Genomic DNA, 22,893 nt, shown 5'->3' on the forward strand with positions numbered 1-22,893 from the left:
CGCGGGTCAGTCGAGGAACGCGGCGAGATCGTCGACCACGACCGTCGCGCCCGCCTCGCGCAGCTTGTCTGCGCCGGTGCCGCGGTCGACGCCGACGACCACGGCGAAGCGGCCGGCCGCAGCGGACTGCACGCCGCTCAGGGCGTCTTCGACGGCGACGGAGCGTGCGGGGTCGACTCCCAGCATCCGAGCCGCTTCCAGGAACACGTCCGGTGCGGGCTTCGACGTGAGGTTGTCGCGCTCGGCGATCACGCCGTCCATGACGACGGGGAACAGGTCGCGGATACCGGCCGCCTTCAGCACGTCTTCGGCGTTCTTCGAGCTCGACACGACCGCGACCGGCACACCCGCCGAACGCAACCGCTCAACGAGGGCGAGCGAACCCGGGTAGGCGGCGATGCCGTCGCTCTCGAGCACCTGGGTGAAGACCGCGTTCTTGCGGTTGCCGATTCCGCTGACCGTGTCGACGGTCGGCGCATCGGACGGCTCGCCCCACGGCACTTCGACGTCGCGGCTGCGCAGAAGGCTCGCGACCCCGTCGTAGCGGCGCTTGCCGTCGAGATACTCGTAATAGTCGGCATCGCTGTAGGGCGGGGTGATGTTCCAGTCGGCGAAGAGCTTCTCGAACATGACGCGCCAGGCGTGCATGTGCACCTCGGCGGTGGGCGTGAGGACGCCGTCGAGGTCGAACAGCACAGCCTCGTAGGAAGCGAGGTCGGGAAGGGCGGAAAGCTCGTCAGGCACGGGACCTCCAGGGGGAACGAATACGGCGGCTCACCGTCGTGCCGTGCATCAAGAGTAGTAGGACTCTCGCACCCCGACCGGACGCGGGCAGCGCCGGGCGATTCCTCCCATTCCGCTGCACTTTTCAGCATCCGCGCCATTTCGAAGCGGCGCGGATGCTGCGAACCGCCGCGCCGACGAAGAGGCTCGACGCGAAGTGGCGCGGATGACGCGAAGTGGGACGGGAGGCGGGCTCAGGCGCGCGCGACCGCCAGGGTCTGCCGCGCGATCTCGAGCTCCTCGTTCGTGGGGACGACCAGCACGGTGACGGGCGAGTCATCGGTCGAGATGACCCGGATGCTGCGGCCTCGGGCGCTGTTGCGCTCGGGGTCGATCTCGACGCCGGCGAATCCGAGGGTCGCGAGGGCTCCGGCGCGGACGTCGGGTGAGTTCTCGCCGACTCCCGCGGTGAACGAGATGACGTCGACGCCGCCCAGTTGCGCGAGGTAGGCACCCGCGTAGCCGCGGAGGCGATGGATGTAGACGTTCCACGCGAGGGTGGCCGCGGGTTCGCCTTGCTCGACCCCCGCCTGGATGTCGCGCATGTCGCTGACTCCGGCGAGCCCGAGGAGCCCCGACTTCTTGTTCAAGAGGGCGTCGAGGTCGGCGGTCGACATCTCGGCGCGCCGTGCGAGGTGGAAGATCACGGCGGGGTCGATGTCGCCGGAGCGTGTTCCCATCACGAGACCCTCGAGCGGCGTCAGGCCCATCGACGTGTCGACAGACCGACCCCCGTCGATCGCCGTCGCCGATGCCCCGTTGCCGAGGTGGAACACGATCTGCTTCAGATCGGCGAGCGGCCGGTCGAGGAAGACCGCCGCCGCCTCGCTGACGAACTTGTGCGAGGTGCCGTGGAACCCGTAGCGACGGATGCGGTGCGCCTCGGCCAGCGCGGAGTCGATCGCGTAGGTGTAGGCGGCCGGGGCGAGCGTCTGGTGGAAGGCGGTGTCGAAGACCGCGACGTGGGGAACGCCGGGGAACGCGTGGAGTGCGGCCCGGATGCCGGAGAGATTCGCGGGGTTGTGCAGCGGCGCGAGCATCGAGAGCTCGTCGATGTTGATCTCGACGAGCGGGGTGATCAGGGTCGGCTCGAAGAAGCGCGCTCCGCCGTGCACGACGCGGTGCCCGACGGCCAGCGGAGGGTTGTCGGCGAGCGACGGCCCGTGTTCGCCGAACGCCTCGAGCATGACCTGGAATGCCGCGGAGTGGTCGACGATGTCGCGTTCGATGGTGAAGGTGGCGTCGAGGAGTGTCGGGGCCTCGGACGGACCGTCGGCGAGCGACGGGTCTACCCGGCGGAGCGCCGCCGAAGTGAGTGTGTGCGTCGCGACGCCCGCGGCCCCGGAACCTGCCGGAGAACCGATGCGTTCGACGAGCCCCGACGCCAGCACCTCTTCGGTGTCGGCGTCGAGGAGCTGGTATTTCAGCGACGACGAGCCGCTGTTGACCACGAGTACGGCGCTCACGCAGCATCCACCTTCTTGTCCCTCATTTGACCCACGCTGTGTCCGACCATGTCCCACTTTCCGCAAGGAATGGGCTCATTCGTTGCGGAATTCGGGACACGCCCGTTCACATGTCCCATTTTCCGCCACGATCGAGCCCGATCGTTGCGGAATTCGGGACATGCTCCCCGGCGGGGAACATCAGGATGCTTCGCTCTGCGCCTGGATGGCGGTGATCGCGATCGTGTTGACGATGTCGTCGACGAGCGCGCCCCGTGACAGGTCGTTGATGGGCTTGTTCAGACCCTGCAGGATCGGGCCGATCGCGACGGCACCGGCGGACCGCTGCACGGCCTTATACGTGTTGTTCCCCGTGTTGAGGTCGGGGAAGACGAAGACCGTGGCACGACCCGCGACGTCGGACTCCGGCATCTTCGCCTTGGCGACGGCGGCGTCGGCTGCGGCGTCGTACTGGATCGGACCTTCGACCAGCAGCTCGGGCGCCCGATCGCGGACGAGGGCGGTCGCCGCGCGAACCTTCTCGACGTCGGCGCCCGTCCCCGAGGCCCCCGTCGAGTACGACAGCATCGCCACACGCGGGTCGATGCCGAATTGCTCGGCCGTCGCCGCCGACGAGATGGCGATGTCGGCGAGCTGCTCGCTCGTCGGATCGGGGATCACTGCGCAGTCGCCGTAGACGAGCACCCGGTCGGCGAGCGCCATGAGGAACACGCTCGAGACGACCGAGACGCCCGGCTTGGTCTTGATGATCTCGAAGGCGGGCCGAATGGTGTGCGCGGTGGTGTGCGCCGCCCCCGACACCATGCCGTCGGCCAGGCCCAGGTGCACCATGAGCGTGCCGAAGTACGACACGTCGGTGACGGTGTCGGCGGCCTGCGCGTACGTCACGCCCTTGTGGGCACGCAGACGCTCGTACTCGGTGGCGAACTTGGCCACGTGCACGGCATCGAACGGGCTCAGCACTTCGGCCTGCTGGAGGTCGATCCCGAGCTCGATCGCGCGGTTTCGCACCTCGATCTCTTCTCCGAGGATCGTCAGGTCGGCGATGCCCCGCGCGAGCACCGTCGCCGCGGCACGCAGCACGCGGTCGTCGTCGCCCTCGGGCAGCACGATGCGACGCCGGTCGGAGCGCGCACGCTCGACGAGCGCGTACTCGAACATCAGCGGAGTGACGACCGACGGCCGCGCGACCCCGAGCGTGCGCGTGAGTTCGGAGGTGTCGACGTGCTTCTCGAACATCGCCAGTGCGGTGTCGTAGCGGCGCTGGGAGTCGGCGGCGAGCCTGCCGCGGGTGTTCATGATGCGCACGGCGGTCTCGTAGGTGCCGAGGTCGGTCGCGATGATGGGAAGCGACGAACCCAAGCCGTCGATCAGCTTGTCGATCGGCTCCGGCAGATCGAATCCGCCGTTGAGGACGATGCCCGCGAGCGACGGGAAGGTGCCGGACGAGTTCGCGAGCAGGGTGGCGAGCACCACCTCGGTGCGGTCGGCCGGGATCACCACGATCGCCGACTCCGTCAGGCGCGGCAGCACGTTCACCATCGACATGCCGGCCACGACGACGCCCAGCACCTCGCGGGTCAGCAGCTCGGGGTCGCCCTTCAGAAGATCGCCGTCGACCGAGCGCAGCACACCCCGCACCGACGGGGCGATCAAGAAACGGTCTTCGGGAAGCGCCCACACCGGTACGCGCGACTCTGCCGCGGCGTCGGGAAGCGCCGCGGCGACGACGGATCGCACGACCTCGATCGTCGCGTCGAGGCCTTCGGGGTCGGTGCGGTTGGCGATCACCGCGAAGAGTTCTGCGCGCTCGTGGATGAGCTCGACGAGCGCGAGCGAGGCGATCTGGCCCATCTCGTCGGGGGTGCGCGAGACGCTCGCCCCCAGGTGCTCGCTCTGCCCCTGCTGCGCCCGGCCGCCGACGACCAGGAGCACCGGGGCTCCGAGATTCGCGGCGATCCGCGCGTTGTAGGCGAGCTCCGCGGGGCTGCCGACGTCGGTGAAGTCCGAGCCGATGACGACGACCGCATCGCACTGGGCCTCGACGGCCTTGTACCGTTCGACGATGCGTCCGAGCGCGGCATCCGCGTCTGCACGCACGTCGTCGTAGGTCACGCCGACGCATTCGTCGTAGTCGAGGTCGACACCGTCGTGCGCGAGCAGCATCTCGAGCACGTAGTCGCGCTCGACGGTCGACCTCGCGATCGGTCGGAAGACCCCGACCCGCGGTGTCGCGCGACTGAGCGCATCGAGCACGCCCAGCGCGACAGAAGACTTGCCGGAATGTCCTTCGGCCGAGGTGATGTAGATGCTCTGCGCCACGGGTCCAGCGTAGGCCGCAACGGGTGACGCGAACCTGGGTGTCTCTCGACCTCGTGAGAACGCCGCACGGTTGCAACGGCCCCGCCGCGACCGGATCGCCCGTCGCGCTTCGATAGCGTTGATCCGCTCACCTTCGAAGGCGGTCTCATGTCACTGCAGAACCACATCGGCGACGTGGAGTTTCCTGTGCGGTCGCGATCGCGTTACGCCAAGATCGTCGAGGCCCGGCGCCGTGCAACCCCCAGGGACCAAGCGCTCCGGGCTCTGCTCACCATGCTCTGCGGGCTCACCGTCGCCACGATCCTCTTCTCGATCGCCTTCGCCACCGAGGTGGTCGACCCGTTCTTCGCCGGTGCGGCCGGATTCGTGGTCACCCTCATCACCGCCGCCGGCCTCTTGGCCCGCTGGGACGCGGGCGCCATGCGCCGCGCGCAGCGCGCCTACCTCGAGGCCACCGGAGCTTCGCCGATCACCCTGGAACAGCAGCAGATCCTGGCACTGGATGCTGCGAGCGACTACTCGTTCGGCGGGTGGAACTCGTCTCTGTCGTTCGCCTTCGCGTGGATCGAACTGCCCGCGCCGCTCCGCGCGACCTGGGCCGACGGGCAGAAGGGCACGCCGTGGCCCGCCCTTCCCTACACCTCGCTGTCGAAGCTGCGCACCACCCTCGACGACAACTACAAGATCGCGTCGGCCCTCGATGCCGAAGTGCTCGTCGCCGATCTGCTCGCGAAGGGCCGCCTGTCGGCGCGGTTCGAAGCGGTGGCGGACTCCCCCGACGCCGACGTCATGGCCTCGCGGGTCGCGGCCCTCACCGGACGCACCGTCTTCGACGTGCTGGAGCTCTCGCAGGCTGTCGACGGACGCGAGCCCGAGCTGCTGCTCGCCGGCGATGTCGAGCGGGTCATCGGCGGCGTGCGGTACGCGTACATGACCGGGTATCTGACCGCCGAGCGCGCCTGGGAACTGCTGCGCCAGGTCGCCGACAAAGCGTTCGAGCGCTACGACAGCTACGACGAGTACTGGGACTCACTCGCGTTCGCCACGGCCTTCCGCACCGATTCACTCGAGTCGGTCGAGGCCCACCGCGCGAACGTCGCGGGTCTTCGCGAGAACGGGTGGCCCGCCGCATCCACCCCCTACCCGCGACGATCGCGGACGACCGACCCTACGGAGGACGCATGACGAACGCCGACGCACCGGGGCTGCCCGGAGCCGACATCCCCGACGCGCGGGGCCGCACCGGCCTTCACCGCACCGGACTCGAACTCGACCGCAACCCCCGCGTCAAGGTGCGCGACGTCGAACTTCTGGCCTCGGCGTGGCACGTGCTGCGCAAGACGACGCTCGACTACCAGGACTCCGACGGCGAGTGGGCCACGCAGCAGCGCGAGACCTACGACCGCGGCAACGGCGCGACCGTGCTGCTCTACGACGCAGACCGACGAACGGTGCTGCTGACGCGGCAGTTCCGCTACCCGGTCTACGTCAACGATCACCCCGATGGGATGCTGCTCGAGACCGCCGCGGGCCTGCTCGACGACGACGACCCGGAAACCGCGATCCGTCGTGAAGCAGAAGAGGAGACGGGCGTCTCGCTCGGCGAGATCGACCACGTCTTCGATGTCTACATGAGCCCGGGATCGGTGACCGAGCGACTGCACTTCTACGCCGCGGCCTACGACGGCGGGTCACGCACGGGCGACCGCGGCGGCCTGGCCGAAGAGGGCGAAGACATCGAGCTGATCGAGCTCGACATCGACGAGGCGCTCCGCAGCATCCGTGACGGTGCGATCCAGGATGCGAAGACCATCATGCTGCTGCAATGGGCCGTGATCGACGGGCCCTTCGCCCGCTGACCGCCCGCAGGGCAAAGAAAAGACTCTCCGCGCACCCGGTAGAGCCTGGTTACCCTTGCTACGTTTCCGTCCTGGGGGAGTTGGCCGGGATGCCGCCACGCGGAGAGCCGACGACGAGTCTATCGGAGTTCGCACTCAGGCACCTCCCGGCCCGCACGCGCGACCGCAGGTTACGCTTGCATAACGGCGAGAACGGCCCCGCCGTCTGCACCTCCGGGAGACGCATGGACCAGATCGTGTCAGCCACCCGCCGCCGCGTCTCGCGCGATGAGCAGGACGCCGACGAGCCGATCACCGCGGAATCGTTCGAGTCGCTCACCCGCGGCATCACGCGTTCCATCGAGCGAGTGATCGACGGAAAGCCCGAGGCCGTCCGCACCGCCCTCGTCACCCTGCTCGCCGAGGGGCACCTTCTCATCGAAGACGTGCCGGGCGTCGGCAAGACGGTTCTGGCGAAGGCGCTCGCCGCATCGGTCGACGCCAGCGTGCACCGCATCCAGTTCACCCCCGACCTCCTCCCCGGCGACATCACCGGCGTCTCGGTGTTCAACCCCGTCGCCCGGGAGTTCGAGTTCAAGCACGGGGCGGTCTTCGCGAACATCGTGATCGCCGACGAGATCAACCGCTCATCGCCGAAGACCCAGTCGGCCCTCCTCGAGGCGATGGAAGAGCATCAGGTCACGGTCGACGGCAGCACCCACGCCCTCCCCTCCCCTTTTCTCGTCGTGGCCACGCAGAACCCGCTCGAGATGGAGGGCACCTACGCCCTTCCCGAAGCGCAGCGCGACCGGTTCATGATGCGCATCTCGATGGGCTATCCGGATGCTGCGGCCGAAGCGCTCATGCTGCGTCAGCGCGACACGGTGAACCCGCTCGAGAACGTCGATCCGGTCGTCACCGCGTCGCGCGTGCGCGACCTGATCGCCTGGGCACGCGCCGTGCACGTCGCTCCGTCGCTGGAGGAGTACACGGTCGCACTCGCCCACGCCACCCGCACCCACCCCGACCTGCGCTTGGGCGCCAGCCCCCGCGCGACGCTGCAACTCATCCGTGCCGCCAAGGTGCGTGCGGCGCTCGACGGCCGGGGTTTCGTCATCCCCGACGATGTCGCAGCCCTCTTGGCGCCGGTCTTCGCCCACCGGCTCATCCCCACCCGGGCAGCGGCAGGCGGTCGCTCGGCGGCCGAGGCCGTCGCCGTCGTCCTCGCCCAGATCGCCGCGAGCGTCCGGGTGCCTCTCGCCGTCCGGTCGTGATCGGGTTCGTGCGGCGCGTCTGGCCGCTGACGCTCCGCGGAACCGGAGCACTCGTGTTGGCCGCCCTCGGATTCGTCGTCGCACACGAGGCCGGGCTCGTGGAGCTCGTCTACTTCAGCGTTCTTCTGCTTTCGGTGCTGGTCGCCAGCGTGGTCTCGCTGTGGTTCACGCGTCGCATCGACACGGTGTCGCGATCGCTCTCCCCCGACGTGGCGACGGTCGGACGCGAGAGCGTCGTCACCGTTCGCGTGGGGGTGCGCAACGCCCTCCCGATGTCGCCGGGTGCATGGGATGACACCGTCTCGCCAGGACTCGACGGGCGCGCGCGCGGGATCTTCCCCGCGGTGGGCTCAGGACTCCGCGCCAGCGCCCGCGCGGTCGATCTGCGCTACACCGTCGAGGGGCGCAGCCGCGGCATCCATTCGCTCGGGCCCTTCGGGCTGACCACCACCGACCCCTTCGGCCTCGCCCGTCGCCGGATCCGGCTCGGCGGACGAACGAGCGTCACGGTCGCCCCGCGGGTCGTCGAACTCGTGCCGTTCGTCGCCACCGCGGCCGAAACCGGGGGCACGCGTGAGACGGCCACGACCCAGCTGGGCCAGGGAGCCGACAACCTGGTCGCACGGCCCTACGCCCCGGGCGACTCGATGCGCCGCATCCACTGGCGCGCGACCGCGCATCGCGACACCCTGATGGTGCGCCAAGAGGAGCAGGACTCGAGCCCCGAAGCCACCGTGATCCTCGACCGCGGTGCCGCGCACTGGGGCCCCGACGCCCTCCGCGCACCGGGGGCGGATGCGGCGTTCGAAACCGCGGTGTCGGCCGCCGTCTCGGCCGTCGCGCGGCTCGTCCGCGACGGATACACCGTCGAGGTCATCGACACCGACGGGTCCACCCTCTCGGAGCCGATCCTGGGGGGAGAGATCCACGAGATCGATGCCTTGGCGACCCAGTTCGCGACCCTCGTCGCCCGCCAGGGGAACGGGGCGGCCCGCGCGGCCGGCCTGTTCGCAGGAGCCCAGACCGGCCCCGTCGTCGTCATCACCGGCCACCTGAGAGTCGCCGACGCCCTGGCGCTCGCCCCCCTCGCCCATCATTCGTCGCTCGCCGTCATCATCGCGACCTCGCCGTCGTCCGACGCGCTCGCCCGTCTGCGCGACCAGGGCTGGCACACGGCCTCGGCCTTCAGCGAGGGTGACCTCGCCGACGCGTGGGAGACGGCGCGGGAACGCGGGGTGAACCGTGTCGGTGCCTGAAGCACGCGCGAGCGGCGTGCCGCGTTCGCGCACCATCGACCTCGCGCTCGTGATCGGGGTGTGGATCGCGCTGTTCGCGGCGATGATGCCCCTCCTGCGGGTCGTCGACGCCGGGCCGTGGGTCGGTGGGGCCTTCGCTCTCACCGGTGCGGTGCTCGCCGCCGGCTACGCAGCGCGCTGCCTGCGCCTGCCCGCCATCCTGGTGAGCGTCATCGAGATCATCGTCTGGGTCGCTCTCGTCACCGCCGCGTTCGGCCGCGGCACCGGATTTCTCTGGATCATCCCGACTCCCGAGACGTTCACGTTGGCCGACGTCCTCGTGCGGTCGGCGATCGAAGACGTCGCGCTGGGCGCGGCGCCGCTCGAAGCCGGACCCGCGCTGTCGTTTCTCATCGTGGCGGCGATCGGGCTCCTCGCCGTCGCCCTCGACCACGTCGTCCTGACCGCGCGCATGCCCCTTCTGGCGGCCGTCGGTCTCGTCGCCGTCTCGCTCATCCCCTCCATCGCCGTTCCCGGCGACGTCGACATCGTCGCGTTCGCTGCCCTTGCCGTCAGCATCCTGTTCCTCCTCGCCGTCGACACCCGCGCACGGCAGCGCGCCGCGGGCGCCCGCGCAGAGGGGGTCGGGCTCGATGGCGCCGGCGGGCCTCGGCCGTCACGCGGCAGATCGGCGCGGGTCGCCCCGGGAACGGCGATCGGCATCGGGGCGGTCGCCGTGGTGGTCGCCATGGTCGCGAGCCCCCTTCTGCCCGCTCCCGACGCCCGCGCGGGTCCGGTGGGCGGCAACTCCGGCGGTGCGACCATCGACCCCTCCCTCGAGCTCGGCGACGACCTGCGGCAGCCCGGAGCCGTCGAGGTGCTGCAGGTGCGCACCACCGGCACGGGTGCGCCCTACCTGCGCGTCGCGACCCTGTCGCAGTTCGACGGCGCCGTGTGGGACCCCGACGAAGGGGAGTCGCGCGACCTCGAGCCCGAGGCCTCCGAACTCGATCCCGTCGCGGTCGGCGAGGGCGTCGCGGTGACCGAGGATCGCGCGACCATCGACGTCGTCGAGCTGAACGGCCGGTTCGCACCGGTCCCCTACCCCGCCACCGATGTCAGCGGACTCGACGGAACCTGGTCGATCCTCGCCGACAACCGCACCGTCGAGGCCGAGTCGGGCTCGGTGCGAGAGCAGTCGTACGACGTCGTCGCCGCCGTTCCCGATCCGACGCTCGAACAGGTGCGCGCAACGTCGGCCGGTGGGATCGACGACGACGACGTCTACGCGCTGCCGGGCGACATCCCGTCGGTCATCGCCCGCACCGCCGACGAGATCACCGCCGACTCGCGCACCGACTACGACGCGCTGGTCGCCCTGCAGTCGTGGTTCCGCGGCACCGACTTCCGCTACTCGCTCGACGCACCGGTGTCCGACGGCTTCGACGGCACCGGGGTCGAAGCCATCGCCGAATTCCTGGACGTGCGGCAGGGATACTGCGTGCACTTCGCGTCGGCGTTCGCCGTGATGGCACGCACGCTCGGCATGCCCGCCCGCATCGTCGTCGGGTACCTCCCCGGCTCGAGTACCGGCTCGCAGACCGACGGCGAGACCGTCTATTCGGTGCAGAGCACCCAGCTGCACGCGTGGCCGGAGGTGCACTTCGACGGCATCGGCTGGGTGCCGTTCGAGCCGACGAACAGCCTCGGCACCCCGACGAACTTCGCCTCCGGCTCGACCACGACCCCGGGCACGACGCCCTCCTCGGCCCCCCAGACGCAGGAACCCACTCCCACGCCGACGCCGACCTCCTCGGCCGGACTCACGCCCCTCGACGAGCAGGACGGCGCAGCGTCCAACGGCGGCGGCTCGACAGCATCCGTGAACCTCTGGCCCCTCGGGCTCACGCTGGCCGCGCTCGTCGCGCTCGCGCTGCCGGGTGCGGTGCGCGAGATCAGGCGTCGGCGTCTGCTCGCCGCTGCCGGGCGAGGCGATGCGCCCGCGGCGTGGCTGTCGATCCAGGAACTCGCGGTCGACCTCGGCATACCCGCTCCCGCCGCGGAGTCGCCTCGCGCTTTCGGTGCACGGCTCGTGCGGCACCACGGCGCCGACCCTTCGGCCACCGATGTGCTGGTCGCCGCGATCGAGCGCGTCAGCTACGCCGGCGATCGCGCGGCGGTCGCGCGGGAGGAATGGGCGGATGCTGTGAGCTCGGCGAGCACCAGCCTGCTCGGCGCCGCGTCACCCGGCCGGCGCTTCGTGGCCCGCGTGGCCCCGCGCTCGCTCGCCGTCCGCCCCGGCAGCACGTATGCGAGCCGGCGGGCACGACCGGCGCGGGAGAGCACGGCCTGAGGCGGCGGCTGCCCGGCCGACGCGACCCGCGCACGGGCGACCGCCGCGCCCGGGGTAGGATGTTCGACGTCCCTTCGTGGCTCAGGAGGATTCGCCTAGTGGCCTATGGCGCACGCTTGGAAAGCGTGTTGAGTGAAAGCTCTCAGGGGTTCGAATCCCCTATCCTCCGCTCCTACGACACCGGTTTTCACGAGGTGTCGCGACATCGTCATCCTGCTCGGCACGGCCGATGCGCCCGCCCGAAAAAGGGTGGCGCCGTCGCGCCCGGCGTTGTTACCGTGTCGGCATGATCATCGTCACGACGAACGACGTCCCCGGCTCTCGCATCACCAACGTCTTCGGCGAGGTGTTCGGGTTGACCGTGCGCTCGCGCCATCTCGGATCCAACATCGGCGCGACCTTCAAGTCGCTGGCCGGCGGCGAGCTGAAGGGCATCACGAAGCTCCTGCAGGAGACCAGGGCGGAAGCGCTGGAGCGGCTCTCGGTCGAAGCGACGCAGCGAGGCGGGAACGCGGTGGTCGCGTTCCGCTTCGAGACCAACGACTACGGCGACTCCGGCGGAGTGGAAGTGTGCGCGTACGGCACGGCCGTCACGATCGAGCCCGTGGGATAGGGACGGTACTGTCGCGGGAGATATGAGCGACGTCGTCAGCATCGAGCTCCTGCTCGACCCCGAGACCGAGGCCCGGGTGCGTGCCGACTGGCAGAGCCTCGCGACGGCCGGCATGTCGAGCCTCGGCGCGTACCGTTCCGAGACCAATCGGCCGCACCTCACGCTCCTCGTGCGGCCGAACCTCGACCCGGTCGCGTTCGGCGACGCGCTGACGCAGTTGCCCGTACCCGTGACCCTCGCCGAGCCCACCGTGTTCGCGCACGGCGACCGCGGGGTGCTCGCCTGGAAGGTCGAGCCGAGCCCGGCCCTCCTGCACCTGCACCGGACGGTGCACGCCGCGGTGCCGGCCGGGGAGGATGCCCCCCACACCGCGCCCGGAGACTGGACCCCGCACATCACCCTCGCGCGCCGGCTGAAGCTCTCGGCCCTGCCCGACGCGCTCGCTCTGCTGGGGCCCGCGCACGTGGGCGCCGGGGTGTCGCTGCGGCGGTGGGACGCCGCATCCGCCACCGTCACCGACCTGCACTGACACGGGTCTGCGGGATCGCGTCGAGAGCGTGGGTTCGCCGACCCAGCGACGGCAACCCCGCCGCTACGCGACGTCAGGCGGGCGTCGTGCGGCGCCAGGTGTCGCCGTCCCAGGCGATCGCGCCGTCGCGGGCGAACTTGTCGAGCCAGCCACCCATGGGCCAGCGTCCCCACCGGCGCGCGAAGGTGGCGCCGTTGCGGAGGATGTCGTCGAGGTGCTGCCAGGGCGGATCCGACGTCGGATGCCACTGGTGATAGGCGTGCGCACCGCCGACCCAGACCAGCGGCACGCCCTGCTCGCGGGCCCGCCACGCGAAGTCGGTGTCTTCGGCGCCGTAGCCCTGGAACGCTTCCGAGAAACCGCCGAGCGCCCGCCAGGTCGTGGCGGTCAGCGCGAACGACAGCGACCAGAACAGGTCGTAGGCCTCGTCCGACGCCCGCACCACCTCGCCGTCGGTCGGCGACGGCCGTGCCGCGTGCGGCCGCGTGAGCGGCGGCAGCTCGGCGACGCTCGAAGGCACGGTGCCCTCGTCGAGGTAGGTGACCGGGCCGGCCAGCAGCGCGCCGGGGGCGGCCCGCGACGCCGCCTCGTACCGTTCGATGAGCCCCGGGCCGGCGAGGCAGTCGGCGTCGAGGAAGATCAGCATCTCGGCGCCGGCGGCGATCGCCGCGTCGGCCGCGGCATTGCGCCCCTCCCCCACCCGCAGACCCTGCGCGCCCGGGGGAACGTGCACCCGCACCTCGGTGCTCGACGGCTCGGGCGCTGCGGCGTCGAGCCACGCCTCCACGCGCAGAACGTCGGGTCGATCGGCGAGAAACGCGCGTTGGCGGTCGACGTGGTCAGCCCGCCCGCGGGAGGCGACGGTCACGACCGCGATGTGCGGGGTCATCGCACGACCGACGCGATGGCGGCGGCGGCGCGCGCCGGCGCTCCGCCGACCTGCCAGGTACTCCACTCGGGCTCGAGCACCCGCGCACGCTCCAGGAGGGCCACGAATCCCCCGGGCTGCGGCATCGGCGTCGAGACGGCGAGCCGGGCGCGGTCGAGCGCCTCGGCGGTCGCGGCCTGCTCGCCGAACGGTCGATCCTGCGCGATCACGAGCGCACGCGCCCCCGCCGCGGCGATGTCCGCCACGCTGTTCTGCCCGGCGGCGCTCACCACGACGTCGGCCGCACACAGCTGGTCCCACGGGTCGGCCTGCCAGGGCGCAGCATCCGCCCCCACCACGGTCATCGTCCAGCCGGCAGCCGCGGCCTCGTCGCGCGCCCGCACCAGCGCCTCGCCGGGGAGCGCCTGCCCGAGAATCAGCACGCTGCGCTCGTCGCGTCTGGCCACCACGACGCGGTCGGCGAAGCGCGAGACGCCGCCGATCCACTCGACGCGGTCGCCGAACTCCTCGAGCGCGGCCGACGGCACGAGGGCCCGCGGCCAGGGCGCGATGATGCGATCCGCCGCGCGGTAGGCCAGCGCGTGCACTCCGTCGGTGCGTTCACCCGGCTGCGCCACGACGACCGTCGGCAGGCCGAGCAGCCGCACCCACAGGGCGACCTCGACCGACACGTCGACGACGAACGCGTCGAGATCGTGGGTGACGGATGCTGCGGCGATCGCGGCGAGCCGCTGGCGGTGCCCGGGGTGTCCGAGAGGCGCCCAGTGCAGCATCCCTCCCACCGTCGGGTCAGCGGACTGCGGGTCGACCCGGCGACCCGCGCGGTCGTAGGGCGCGTCGTCTCGGGGCAGCACGACCCAGCGCGTGTCTTCGGGCAGATCGGTCGGCGCGTCGAGCGACGAGAAGACGACGACGGGCCCGATCACGTGCGGGCGCACCGCCTCGAAGCGCGTCAGGTGTCCGCGTCCGTGGTGGTGGACGTACCAGCCGAGGCCGGTCACGCCACCTCCAGGCGCGGCGCCCCCACGACCGAGGCTGCCAGCAGCCCCTCGAGCTGCGCGTGCCGACGCTCGAGCGAGAACTGCGCGACCGCCGCCGCGCGGATCTGGGCACGCAGGCCCGGCTCGAGGGCCGAACGTGCGGCGAGGTCGTGCGCGGCGAGCGCGAGCGACTCGACGTCTCCGCGCGAGACCACCATCGCGCCCGGGGCCGCGGCGACCACCTCGCGCACTCCGCCCGCATCGAACGCGGCCACGGGGGTACCGGTGGCCAGGGTCTCGGCGAGCACGAGCCCGAACGGTTCGTCCCACATCGGGGTCACCAGCGCGACCGCACTGCGTCCGACGAGACGGGCCAGCGCGCTCTGGCGGAGCGCCCCGACGTAGCGGGCCTGCGAACCGAGGCGCGGGCGCACCTCGCGCTCGAAGTACTCGGCGTCGCCGACGCGGCCGGCCAGCACGATGCGCTTGCCCGCGAGCAGTGCGGCGTCGATCGCGAGGTGCGGCGCCTTCTCGGGCACGATGCGTCCGAACCACACCCATCGGTCGCCGCCCGGGCCGGCCGCCCACCGGTCGGTGTCGACGCCGTTGGGGAAGACGGTCGACTCGACGCCGGCGACCTCCCACTCGCGCGCGGTGTGGCGGCTGACCGCGAGAAAGCGGTGGTCGGCGCCGATGGTCGAGCGCGCGGCCGCGATCATCGACGGCAGTGGGGGCGTGTGCAGCGTCGTGATCGTGGGGATGCCGACCCGATCGCTCCAGGCGATGGGCGTGCCGTGGAGGCTGTGGTTGTCGATGACGTCGAACCGGTCTCGGTGACGCGAGAGGTAGGCCATGGCCCGCTCCATCGCTTCGTCGATCGTCGACAGGTACCCCTCGGGGTAGGCGGTGTCCGACGCTTCTTCGCCGTCGGACCACCGCGGTCGCGGCAGCACGAACTCGGGTGGTCCGTCGAGGAAGTCCGATCCGTCGGGCCCGCACAGCGCGACGCTGTGACCGCGGGCGCGCAGACCTCGCACCCGCTCCCACACGCACGCCTCGAGGCCACCCGGATGCGGTTGGCGGATCGGGTGCCGCGACGGGGCGATGACGGCGACGCGTAGCGCCTGAGCGCTCATGCGGCGAACCTGCGGGTCGTGAGGGTGCGGTAGAGCTCGGCGTGCGCCGCGCGGATCTCTTCGCGCTGCACGGCACGCTCGCTCTCGCGGCGTGCGACCTGGGCGGAGCGCGACACCGATCCGGGTGTCGACCACGCCGGAAGGGTCGCGCGCTCGATCGCACTCGCGAGCGACGCGGGGTCGCCGATGTCGTACGGGGTGTAGTCGTCGGGATGCTGATCGCGGAAGTGCCCGCGTCGGGGCCCGATCACGGGAACGGCGAGGTCGTAGCAGAGCTCGAGCCAGCCGGAATGCGTACCGTGCGCGTAGGGCAGCACGCACGCGTCGAGGTCGGCGAGCGCCTCGGCGAGGCCCTCGTCGGTGAGGCGGGGGGCGCGGACGATCTCGACCCCGTCGGCCTCGGCGACCACCCGCACGAGCGTCTCGGCGGTCGCCTCGTCACGGACGCGCTCGTTGAGTCGCACGCTGCCGATGACGCGACCGCCGGCCGCGCGCAGCTCGGCCACGGCTCTCACGAGCGTCGTCACGACGCCGATCGCGTCGATGTTCGGGCGCAGGTCTCGCAGGTGCACCCCGATGCGGCGGGCCGTGTCGGGGTGACCGACCGGAACGGTGGCATCGCGGGAATGAGCCCCGTCGAGCAGGGTGGGGTGCGCGATGACCGTTGCCGTGCGGCCCCACCGCGCCGCGATCTCGTCGCGGGCCGAAGCGGTCAGGGTGACCAGAACGTCGACGGCGGGAATGATCGCGTCGAGCATGCGGGTGTGCGCGGACTGATCGCTCAGTTGCGGGTTCTCGAGGTCGTGCACCGTGTAGACCACCGGCTTGCCCGCACGACGCGCTTCGCCGATCGCGTCGAGCACGTGCTCGGGCGTGTAGGACTCCGCACCGAAGTGCAGGTGCAGCACGTCGAAATCGTCGTGGTGGCGTCGGATCCACGAGGAGTCGAGAATCTGCGGCGGCCACCATTGCCCGACGGGAGCGCCGGGGGGCGTGGGATCGGTCAGAAGGACGACGCGTGTCGGGTCGGCGATGGCCCGGGGGTACGGATGCTGCGCAGGAACCGCGGCGATGCGAACGAACGGCTGAACCTGGGAACCGATGGTCGTCCTCCTCGCTGTGTGGCTTCCGCGTCGTGCGGCTCACCGCACAGCGGAGTCCTCGCAACGCAACCCCCTGTTGGGGAAGGCGACGACTCCGACGATATACGTTTCTCACTATGAGTCCCTCGCCGCCCCAGAACCCCACGGTTGCGGTTTCGCCGATGTCGATGCTAGGGGTCACCGCCGACGCCGGGCGACGTGAGCACTACGGCGAGTTCTACGGGCTGCGCGAGGCCCCGGAGGGCGCCGGTGTCATCGTCGGCAACTGTCAGGCCGAGTCGCTGCGGATCGTCGTCGACGGCCCCGCCACCCCGACGGTGCGCGTACCCCCGGTGCACGAACTGACCGCCGACGACGTGCCGCACCTGCAGCGGCTCATCGCGCGGGCGTCGTTCCTCGCGGTGCAGCCGATCCGCGACGATTACCACGACCTGCCCCTGGGCACCCGGCAGCTCGTCGGTCTTCTGCGACCGACCGCGCGCGCGGTCACCGTGCCCATCGTGCGCTACACGGGCCTCTACCCCTTCCAGTGGGTCATCCGCGTTCCCGAGGTCACCACCATGCCGCCCTTCGTCGACTACCTCGACGTGCGCGAGCTCGCCCTCGCCGCCGGCCTCCCCCTTCCCGCGCAGCTCGATCCCACGGGCGTGCGAGCAGTGGCCGACGACTCGCTGGCCGAGCTCCGGCGGCGAGAGGGCGACCTCGACGTCGCCGCCTCCGATCTGTTCGCCCAGCCGACCTTCGATCACATGCGAACGGTGAACCACCCCGGCAACCCGATCTGGTTGGGCCTCGGCGCTCGTGTGCTCGAGGCGCTCGGATCGAGCGCCGCCCCCACCGACCCCGGCCGCCCGATCCTCAACGGTGTGCAGGCGCCCCGAGAGGCGTGGGTCGCCGACGCGTGGGACCTCGATGAAGAGCCGCGCGACGATTGGTCGATCGACGGCGCGCGGGTCTCATCGGCCGAGGTGCGGGCGGCGCAGGGGGCCTGGTACCGCGACAACCCGGTGTACGTCGAGAGGGCGATCGCGCGTCTGGCCCCGCTTCTGGCGCGGTGGAGAGCGTGACGGGAGCGCCTCCCCGGCTCGTCGTGCACGACGTCGACCAGCACGGTGTGGCCGCGTACGCCCGAGACCTCGTGCGGGCCGTCGTCGACGCGGGGAGCCCCGACCTCGCGGTTCTGAGGGAGGCCGTGCCGTCGGTGCCGCCCGGCACCCCTCTGCACCTGCAGTTCACCGACCGGCTCTGGGCCTCCTCGCCCGAGGAGGCGGCCGAATCGGTGCAGCGCCTCGGCGAACAGCATCCGCTCTCGGTCACTCTTCACGACGTCCCCCAACCGTCGGACGGCCCCCGGAACCTCCCGCGCCGCCTCGAGTGCTACCGCGCGGTGGCGGCGGTCGCTGCAGGCGTCGTCTGCAACAGCAGCCACGAGGCCGCGCTCCTGCGGGAGCACGGCGTACGCAGCGCCGCGGTCGGGGTGATTCCCCTCCCGGTGGATGTCGTCCCCTTCCCCGGCGACGCTCGGCCCGGTTCCGACGGCAGCATCGGCGTGCTCGGTTTCTTCTACCCCGGCAAGGGGCACGACGAGGCGCTGCGTGCGGCGGTCGACACCTCGACCACGACGCTCTCGATCCTCGGCCGCGCGTCGGACGGGCACGCCGCCGACCTCGAGGCGTTCGTCCGCGGGGCCGCAGCCGAGGGCGTCGCGGTCGAGGTCACGGGGTACCTCGACGACGCCGAGTTGCTGCGGCGGTGCCGCCTGGTCGGCGTTCCGGTCGTCGCGCATCGCCACGTTTCGGCCTCGGGATCGCTCGGCTCCTGGATCGCCGCCGGTCGCCGCCCCGTCGCCACCGCGAACCGCTACGTCGACGAGATGGCCTCCCTCCGACCCGGAACCATCGCGCTCACACCCCCCGATGCCCTCGCGACCGCGGTGGCGGCCGCGGCGCAGAACCCCGCGTCGACGTGGTTGCAGACAGCCGCCGTGCCCCACGGGCGCCGCGACATGGCGGCGGCCTACCTCGGCTGGTGGAAGAGCCTGTCGTGGTGACCCCGCCGTTCGGCACCACCGTTCCCGGTAACCGTTGGGATCTGGTGGATGCTGCGCCGCACCCGCTGCTGCCCGTGACCGTCGTCGTCACCCACTACCGCCAGCCGGGCGAGCTGGCCCGCACGCTCGCCGCGCTCGCCCGGCAGGACTACCCCGCCGAGCTTTTGCAGGTCGTCGTCGCCGACGACGGCTCGCCCGACGCCCCGGTCGTGCCGGCCGGGGTCGAGGTGGTCCGACAGCCCGACCGGGGCTTCCGCGCGGCCGCCGCCCGCAATCTCGGCGCCGCGCGCGCGACGGGAGACGTGCTCTGCTTCCTCGACGCCGACACGTCTCCGGAGCCCGGTTACGTGCGGGCCATCACGCGGCTGCCGGCCCTCCTCCCCGAGGCGGTCACCGTCGGAAAGCGTCGCCACGCGGAGCTCGCCGGTCAGCCCGTCGAGGCGCCGATCGAGATCGCGGCGCTCGTGCACCCGCTGCCCGAGCCCGCCTGGCTCGCCGACGCCTACGAGCGGTCGCAGAACCTGCTCGAGGCCGACGACCGTTCGTACCGGTACATCATCAGCGCGGCGTTCGCCTGCTCGCGATGGCTCTTCGCCGAGACCGGCGGCTTCGACGAGAGCTTCGACCGGTACGGCGGGGAAGACTGGGAGTGGGCGCATCGCGCGTGGCAGGACGGAGCCGTCTTCGCCCACGTGCCCGATGCGGTCGCCTGGCACGACGGCCCGGAATGGGCCGGTCGCGCCGCCGACCCGGATGAGCGCACCCGCCGGGGCAATGCGCAGACGCTGCTGCTCTCGCACAAGATCGCGGTCGACGGGTCTCGCGGAACCGGCGTCTTCGCCCCCGTGGCCGACATCGTCTTCCGCCTCAGAGGCAGGCACGGCGAAGCGGCGACCTTCGTCTGCGCCGACTCGGTGCTCGCCGCGTTTCCGCGGGCGCGCGTCGAGCTCGAGCATCACGCGACGGCGGCCGTGTTCGCAGCCGACCCCCGAGTGGTCCCGGTGGATGCGGCGCACCCGACGCCGCGGGTCGAGGTCGAGCTCGTGCGGCCCGTCGCGATGCCCAGCGGGTCGGCCGTATCCGAACTGACCGACCGCCTCCGACGCCTCGGGACGGGCGACGAGGGCGCGCTCGACATCCGCGCCCCCGACGGCGAGGTGCTGGCGCGCGCCGTCAGTAGACGCGCGCGCGTGCGCCGCGCACGGTGGGGCGACGACGCAGAGGTATCGGTCGGATCCCTCGTCGTCGAGGGAGCCGTCGCGCTCCGAGCCGAGCCGCGCGTCGAGCCGTTCGTCGGCGGGTGGAGCAGCCCCGCGCACCTGCGCTGAGCGGGGTCGGGTCAGGCCTCGCCCGGGGCCCAGTCCGAGAGGCGGGTCAGTTCTGCGACCTCGGCGGCGCTCAGTTCGACGCGGGCGCCGTCGAGGAGGCCGGCGACCTGCTCGACGCGGCTGGCGCTGGCGATCGGCGCGACCACCGTCGGCTGGGCGCGCAGCCATGCCAGCGCCGTCGAGGCGATCGAGACGCCGTGCGCCGTGCCGATGCCCTCGAGCGCGTCGATGATCTCGAGGCCCTGCGGTGTCGCGTACTTCGCGGCACCCTGAGCCCGGGGAGACGACTGGCCCGCAGCATCCGTCGACCGGTACTTGCCGGTGAGGAAACCGCTGGCGAGGGCAGAGTACGGGACCAGGCCGAGACCGAACTCTTCTGCCACCGGGACGATGGAGTCCTCGACCTCGTTGCGGTGCACCAGGTTGTAGTGCGGCTGCACGGCGACCGGGAGGGCACTGCCCGCGGCCTCGGCATAGCCGACCCATTCCCGGATCCGCGCGCCGGTGTAGTTCGACACGGCCGTGTAACGCACCAGCCCGTCGGTCACGAGGTCACCGAAAGCGGCGACGGTCTCTTCGAGCGGCACGCTCTCGTCGTCGAAGTGGGCGTAGTAGAGGTCGATGGTGTCGACCCCGAGCCGCTTCAGCGACGCCTCGGCGGCGGCGCGCACGTTCTTCGCCGAGAGCCCGCGGAAGTCGGGATGCTGGCTGACTTTGGTCGCCACGACGACGTTCTCAGGGCGGCGCGAGGCGAGCCACTCGCCGATGATCGTCTCGCTCTCACCGCCGGAGTTGCCGGGAACCCACGAGCTGTATCCGTCGGCGGAGTCGATGAAGTCGCCGCCGCCGCCGTGGAATGCGTCGAGGATCTCGAACGAGGTGTCACGGTCGGCGGTCCAGCCGAACACGTTGCCGCCGAAGGAGAGGGGAAGGACGTTGAGGTCGCTGTTTCCGATTCGAGCCATGTCTGGCTCAACCCCTCGTCGACGCGGGTATTCCGGCATCCACCCTTCGGTGTTGTCGCGCTTGCGTAAACGTTGCGTATACGCAACACTGTATGCATGACGGGCAACACCACGGCAGGCGGAGACAGCAGACGACTGCACAACCGACTCGCTGTCCTGCGCGTCGAGCGGGGAGCAAGTCGCCGCGAGGTGGCAGAGGCCGTGAAGGTCAATGTGCAGACCATCGGCTTCCTCGAACGCGGCGACTACGGACCATCGGTCGAGCTCGCTCTTCAGCTCGCCGCCTACTTCGCCCTCCCCGTTGAAGCGATCTTCTCGCTCGAGCCCTTTCCACCGATGTCGGCGCAGCTCTATGCCGCCCCCTCACACCCTGACCGATCGAACGGACATGACTCATGAGCGATCCCCGCAAGCGCGAACGCACCGCCGAGTTGCGCGGCGAGATGGACAAGCGCGCAGCCGATTGGCGCCAACGACCGCAGCCCGCGTGGATGCGCCCGCCCACCAGCCGACGCGTGCTGGCCCTCGCCCCGGCGGTCACTTTCGCGCTGGGGATCGCCGCAGCCCTCGCCGCGGAAGAACCCGTGGGAGTCGTGCTGCTGATGTGTGCGCTCGTGATCGGGGCGGCGGGCACGGTTCTTCTGCGGCGCGCCACCCACATGCTCGACAACGCGCCTCACGCGCAGCTGGACGAGCGCGAGATCTCGCAGCGCGATCGGGGCTTCCGGGCAGCATTCCGTGTGGCACTCGGAGTGGTCGGGATGCTGTGGGTCCTGGCGGTCGTCGACGGATTCTTCGCCTCGTCCTTCAACCTGTTCGGAACGAACTCGTGGGTCTTCCTGACGCTGGCCGCGCTCGTCACGGTGACGATGGCGCCTGCCGCGGCGCTTCTGTGGAACTCGGACCCCGCAAGCGAGGACGACGAGTGAAGAAGAGGTCGTTCCGCCGCATCCATTCACTGGAATACGACGACCAGGTCGGCGGTTGATGCTGTCATGGAACGTTTCGGCACTCTCTCGTTCGGTCACTACGGGCCCCTCGGCGGCGGTCGCCAGCTCACCGCGAAGGACTCGATGCTGCAGGCGATCGACCTCGCCCAGGGTATGGACGACCTCGGCGTCGACGGCGCCTACTTCCGCGTGCACCACTTCGCACGCCAGCAGGCCTCACCCATGCCGCTCCTCGCGGCGATCGCGGCGCGCACGCAGCGCATCGAAGTCGGCACGGGCGTCATCGACATGCGCTACGAGAACCCGCTCTACCTCGCCGAAGAGGCGGCCGCGGTCGACCTCATCAGCGACGGTCGACTCGCGCTCGGCGTGAGCCGTGGTTCACCCGAGTCGGTCGTGCGCGGCTACGAGGCGTTCGGCTACACCGGGTCGAACGACCCGCGTGGCGCCGACATCGCCCGCGACCACTTCGAGACGTTCCTGCGCGCGATCGACGGCGAAGGCCTCGCCGACCGCGACCCGCACAGTCCTTTCGGTGGCGGGGTGGGCCGTCAGGCCATCGAGCCGCTTTCTCCCGGACTGCGTTCGCGCGTCTGGTGGGGTGCCGGCAACCGCGACAGCGCGGAGTGGGCCGGGCGCGTGGGGGTCAACCTCATGTCGTCGACGCTCCTCACCGAAGACCGCGGGCTGCCGTTCGATGAACTGCAGGCCCAACAGATCGACGCGTTCCGCGCGTCGTGGCGCGACGCCGGTCACGCCGGCGAGCCGCGCGTGTCGGTCAGCCGCAGCATCTTTCCGCTGACCACGACCGAAGACCACATGTACTTCGGCGGCCGCCAGGACGGCGACCAGGTCGGAATCATCGACGGCACCCGTTCGACGTTCGGCAAGACCTACGCCGCCGAGCCCGATGCCCTGGTCGAGCAGCTGCTCGACGACGCGGCCATCCGCAGCGCCGACACCCTGATGCTCACCATCCCCAGCCAGCTGGGTGTGGAGTTCAACCTGCGGGTCGTCGAGTCGTTCGCCCGCTACGTCGCCCCCGCGCTCGGTTGGGTCGGCACGCGGGTCTGATCAGC

At 71.1% G+C, this 22,893-nt stretch carries 21 protein-coding genes, 1 tRNA gene and 1 other RNA gene; 14 read left to right on the forward strand and 9 right to left on the reverse strand.

All coding sequences use genetic code 11. From position 1 onward, the window contains the following. Nucleotides 1-6 precede the first annotated feature (6 nt). The 3 genes from ACFXQA_RS02055 to pta all read right to left on the reverse strand — a co-directional run bounded on the left by ACFXQA_RS02055 (nt 7) and on the right by pta (nt 4,571). Nucleotides 7-744, reverse strand: coding sequence for an HAD family hydrolase (locus ACFXQA_RS02055; RefSeq protein ID WP_394518128.1), 738 nt, complete (start codon nt 742-744; stop codon nt 7-9). A 233-nt stretch (nt 745-977) separates the two neighbouring features. Beyond that, nucleotides 978-2,249, reverse strand: a complete 1,272-nt coding sequence (locus tag ACFXQA_RS02060; protein WP_394518129.1) for an acetate/propionate family kinase — start codon at nt 2,247-2,249, stop codon at nt 978-980. A 180-nt stretch (nt 2,250-2,429) separates the two neighbouring features. Further along, nucleotides 2,430-4,571 carry a phosphate acetyltransferase gene (gene pta / locus ACFXQA_RS02065; protein ID WP_394518130.1) on the reverse strand — a complete coding sequence of 714 codons (2,142 nt, stop codon included), beginning with the start codon at nt 4,569-4,571 and terminating at the stop codon, nt 2,430-2,432. A 147-nt stretch (nt 4,572-4,718) separates the two neighbouring features. Between pta and ACFXQA_RS02070 the strand changes: the two genes are divergently transcribed. Together ACFXQA_RS02070 and ACFXQA_RS02075 are read left to right on the forward strand one after the other, a co-directional pair. Then, complete coding sequence (locus ACFXQA_RS02070; protein WP_394518131.1) at nt 4,719-5,756, forward strand: DUF1266 domain-containing protein; 1,038 nt, start codon at nt 4,719-4,721, stop codon at nt 5,754-5,756. Continuing rightward, nucleotides 5,753-6,430, forward strand: a complete 678-nt coding sequence (locus ACFXQA_RS02075) for an NUDIX domain-containing protein (RefSeq protein ID WP_394518132.1) — start codon at nt 5,753-5,755, stop codon at nt 6,428-6,430. Before ACFXQA_RS02070 ends, ACFXQA_RS02075 begins: the two co-directional genes overlap by 4 nt. Nucleotides 6,431-6,445: 15 nt before the next feature. On the opposite strand, the gene ffs is transcribed toward ACFXQA_RS02075, so the two are convergent. After that, nucleotides 6,446-6,542, reverse strand: an RNA gene (gene ffs, locus ACFXQA_RS02080) — signal recognition particle sRNA small type. Nucleotides 6,543-6,654: 112 nt separating this feature from the next. Here ffs and ACFXQA_RS02085 point away from each other — a divergent pair. The 6 genes from ACFXQA_RS02085 to ACFXQA_RS02110 all read left to right on the forward strand — a co-directional run bounded on the left by ACFXQA_RS02085 (nt 6,655) and on the right by ACFXQA_RS02110 (nt 12,413). After that, nucleotides 6,655-7,683, forward strand: coding sequence for an AAA family ATPase (locus ACFXQA_RS02085; RefSeq protein WP_394518133.1), 1,029 nt, complete (start codon nt 6,655-6,657; stop codon nt 7,681-7,683). Continuing rightward, nucleotides 7,680-8,939 carry a DUF58 domain-containing protein gene (locus ACFXQA_RS02090; RefSeq protein WP_394518134.1) on the forward strand — a complete coding sequence of 420 codons (1,260 nt, stop codon included), beginning with the start codon at nt 7,680-7,682 and terminating at the stop codon, nt 8,937-8,939. Before ACFXQA_RS02085 ends, ACFXQA_RS02090 begins: the two co-directional genes overlap by 4 nt. Then, entirely contained in the window at nt 8,932-11,271 is a 2,340-nt protein-coding gene (locus tag ACFXQA_RS02095; protein ID WP_394518135.1) for a transglutaminase TgpA family protein, read from the forward strand. Before ACFXQA_RS02090 ends, ACFXQA_RS02095 begins: the two co-directional genes overlap by 8 nt. Nucleotides 11,272-11,355: 84 nt before the next feature. After that, nucleotides 11,356-11,440, forward strand: a tRNA-Ser gene (locus tag ACFXQA_RS02100). Between the two features lie 117 nt (nt 11,441-11,557). Further along, on the forward strand, nt 11,558-11,884 hold the full coding sequence (locus tag ACFXQA_RS02105) for a YbjQ family protein (RefSeq protein ID WP_394518136.1): 327 nt from the start codon (nt 11,558-11,560) through the stop codon (nt 11,882-11,884). 22 nt (nt 11,885-11,906) lie between these two features. Beyond that, entirely contained in the window at nt 11,907-12,413 is a 507-nt protein-coding gene (locus tag ACFXQA_RS02110) for a 2'-5' RNA ligase family protein (protein ID WP_394518137.1), read from the forward strand. 73 nt (nt 12,414-12,486) lie between these two features. On the opposite strand, the gene ACFXQA_RS02115 is transcribed toward ACFXQA_RS02110, so the two are convergent. From ACFXQA_RS02115 to ACFXQA_RS02130, 4 genes are read right to left on the reverse strand one after another with little or no spacing between them, the layout of a single operon-like run. After that, entirely contained in the window at nt 12,487-13,302 is an 816-nt protein-coding gene (locus tag ACFXQA_RS02115; RefSeq protein WP_394518138.1) for a glycosyltransferase family 2 protein, read from the reverse strand. Then, nucleotides 13,299-14,303: a hypothetical protein gene (locus ACFXQA_RS02120; protein ID WP_394518139.1), complete on the reverse strand. Its 1,005-nt coding sequence runs from the start codon at nt 14,301-14,303 to the stop codon at nt 13,299-13,301. Before ACFXQA_RS02120 ends, ACFXQA_RS02115 begins: the two co-directional genes overlap by 4 nt. Then, nucleotides 14,300-15,418: a glycosyltransferase gene (locus tag ACFXQA_RS02125; protein ID WP_394518140.1), complete on the reverse strand. Its 1,119-nt coding sequence runs from the start codon at nt 15,416-15,418 to the stop codon at nt 14,300-14,302. The genes ACFXQA_RS02120 and ACFXQA_RS02125 overlap by 4 nt, the downstream gene beginning before the upstream one ends. Next, entirely contained in the window at nt 15,415-16,521 is a 1,107-nt protein-coding gene (locus tag ACFXQA_RS02130) for a glycosyltransferase (protein ID WP_394519065.1), read from the reverse strand. The genes ACFXQA_RS02125 and ACFXQA_RS02130 overlap by 4 nt, the downstream gene beginning before the upstream one ends. Before the next feature lie 116 nt (nt 16,522-16,637). Between ACFXQA_RS02130 and ACFXQA_RS02135 the strand changes: the two genes are divergently transcribed. Genes ACFXQA_RS02135 through ACFXQA_RS02145 form a run of 3 tightly spaced genes read left to right on the forward strand, consistent with a single transcriptional unit; the run spans nt 16,638 to nt 19,899 of the window. Beyond that, entirely contained in the window at nt 16,638-17,588 is a 951-nt protein-coding gene (locus ACFXQA_RS02135; protein WP_394518141.1) for a WcbI family polysaccharide biosynthesis putative acetyltransferase, read from the forward strand. Further along, nucleotides 17,585-18,571 carry a glycosyltransferase family protein gene (locus ACFXQA_RS02140; RefSeq protein WP_394518142.1) on the forward strand — a complete coding sequence of 329 codons (987 nt, stop codon included), beginning with the start codon at nt 17,585-17,587 and terminating at the stop codon, nt 18,569-18,571. Before ACFXQA_RS02135 ends, ACFXQA_RS02140 begins: the two co-directional genes overlap by 4 nt. After that, the gene (locus ACFXQA_RS02145; protein ID WP_394518143.1) at nt 18,565-19,899 is read left to right on the forward strand and encodes a glycosyltransferase family 2 protein; all 1,335 of its coding nucleotides are present in this window, start codon (nt 18,565-18,567) and stop codon (nt 19,897-19,899) included. Before ACFXQA_RS02140 ends, ACFXQA_RS02145 begins: the two co-directional genes overlap by 7 nt. Nucleotides 19,900-19,910: 11 nt before the next feature. Here ACFXQA_RS02145 and ACFXQA_RS02150 read toward each other — a convergent pair whose 3' ends face one another. Next, nucleotides 19,911-20,864: an aldo/keto reductase gene (locus ACFXQA_RS02150; protein ID WP_394518144.1), complete on the reverse strand. Its 954-nt coding sequence runs from the start codon at nt 20,862-20,864 to the stop codon at nt 19,911-19,913. A 96-nt stretch (nt 20,865-20,960) separates the two neighbouring features. Here ACFXQA_RS02150 and ACFXQA_RS02155 point away from each other — a divergent pair, with 96 nt between their 5' ends. The 3 genes from ACFXQA_RS02155 to ACFXQA_RS02165 all read left to right on the forward strand — a co-directional run bounded on the left by ACFXQA_RS02155 (nt 20,961) and on the right by ACFXQA_RS02165 (nt 22,888). Continuing rightward, the gene (locus ACFXQA_RS02155; RefSeq protein WP_394518145.1) at nt 20,961-21,263 is read left to right on the forward strand and encodes a helix-turn-helix transcriptional regulator; all 303 of its coding nucleotides are present in this window, start codon (nt 20,961-20,963) and stop codon (nt 21,261-21,263) included. Further along, entirely contained in the window at nt 21,260-21,793 is a 534-nt protein-coding gene (locus tag ACFXQA_RS02160) for a hypothetical protein (protein WP_394518146.1), read from the forward strand. The genes ACFXQA_RS02155 and ACFXQA_RS02160 overlap by 4 nt, the downstream gene beginning before the upstream one ends. 66 nt (nt 21,794-21,859) lie before the next feature. After that, a complete protein-coding gene (locus ACFXQA_RS02165) occupies nt 21,860-22,888 on the forward strand; it encodes an LLM class flavin-dependent oxidoreductase (protein ID WP_394518147.1) in 1,029 nt (342 codons plus the stop codon). Nucleotides 22,889-22,893: the final 5 nt, after the last annotated feature.

Source organism: Microbacterium shimangi (genome assembly GCF_043556445.1).
GTDB lineage: Bacteria > Actinomycetota > Actinomycetes > Actinomycetales > Microbacteriaceae > Microbacterium.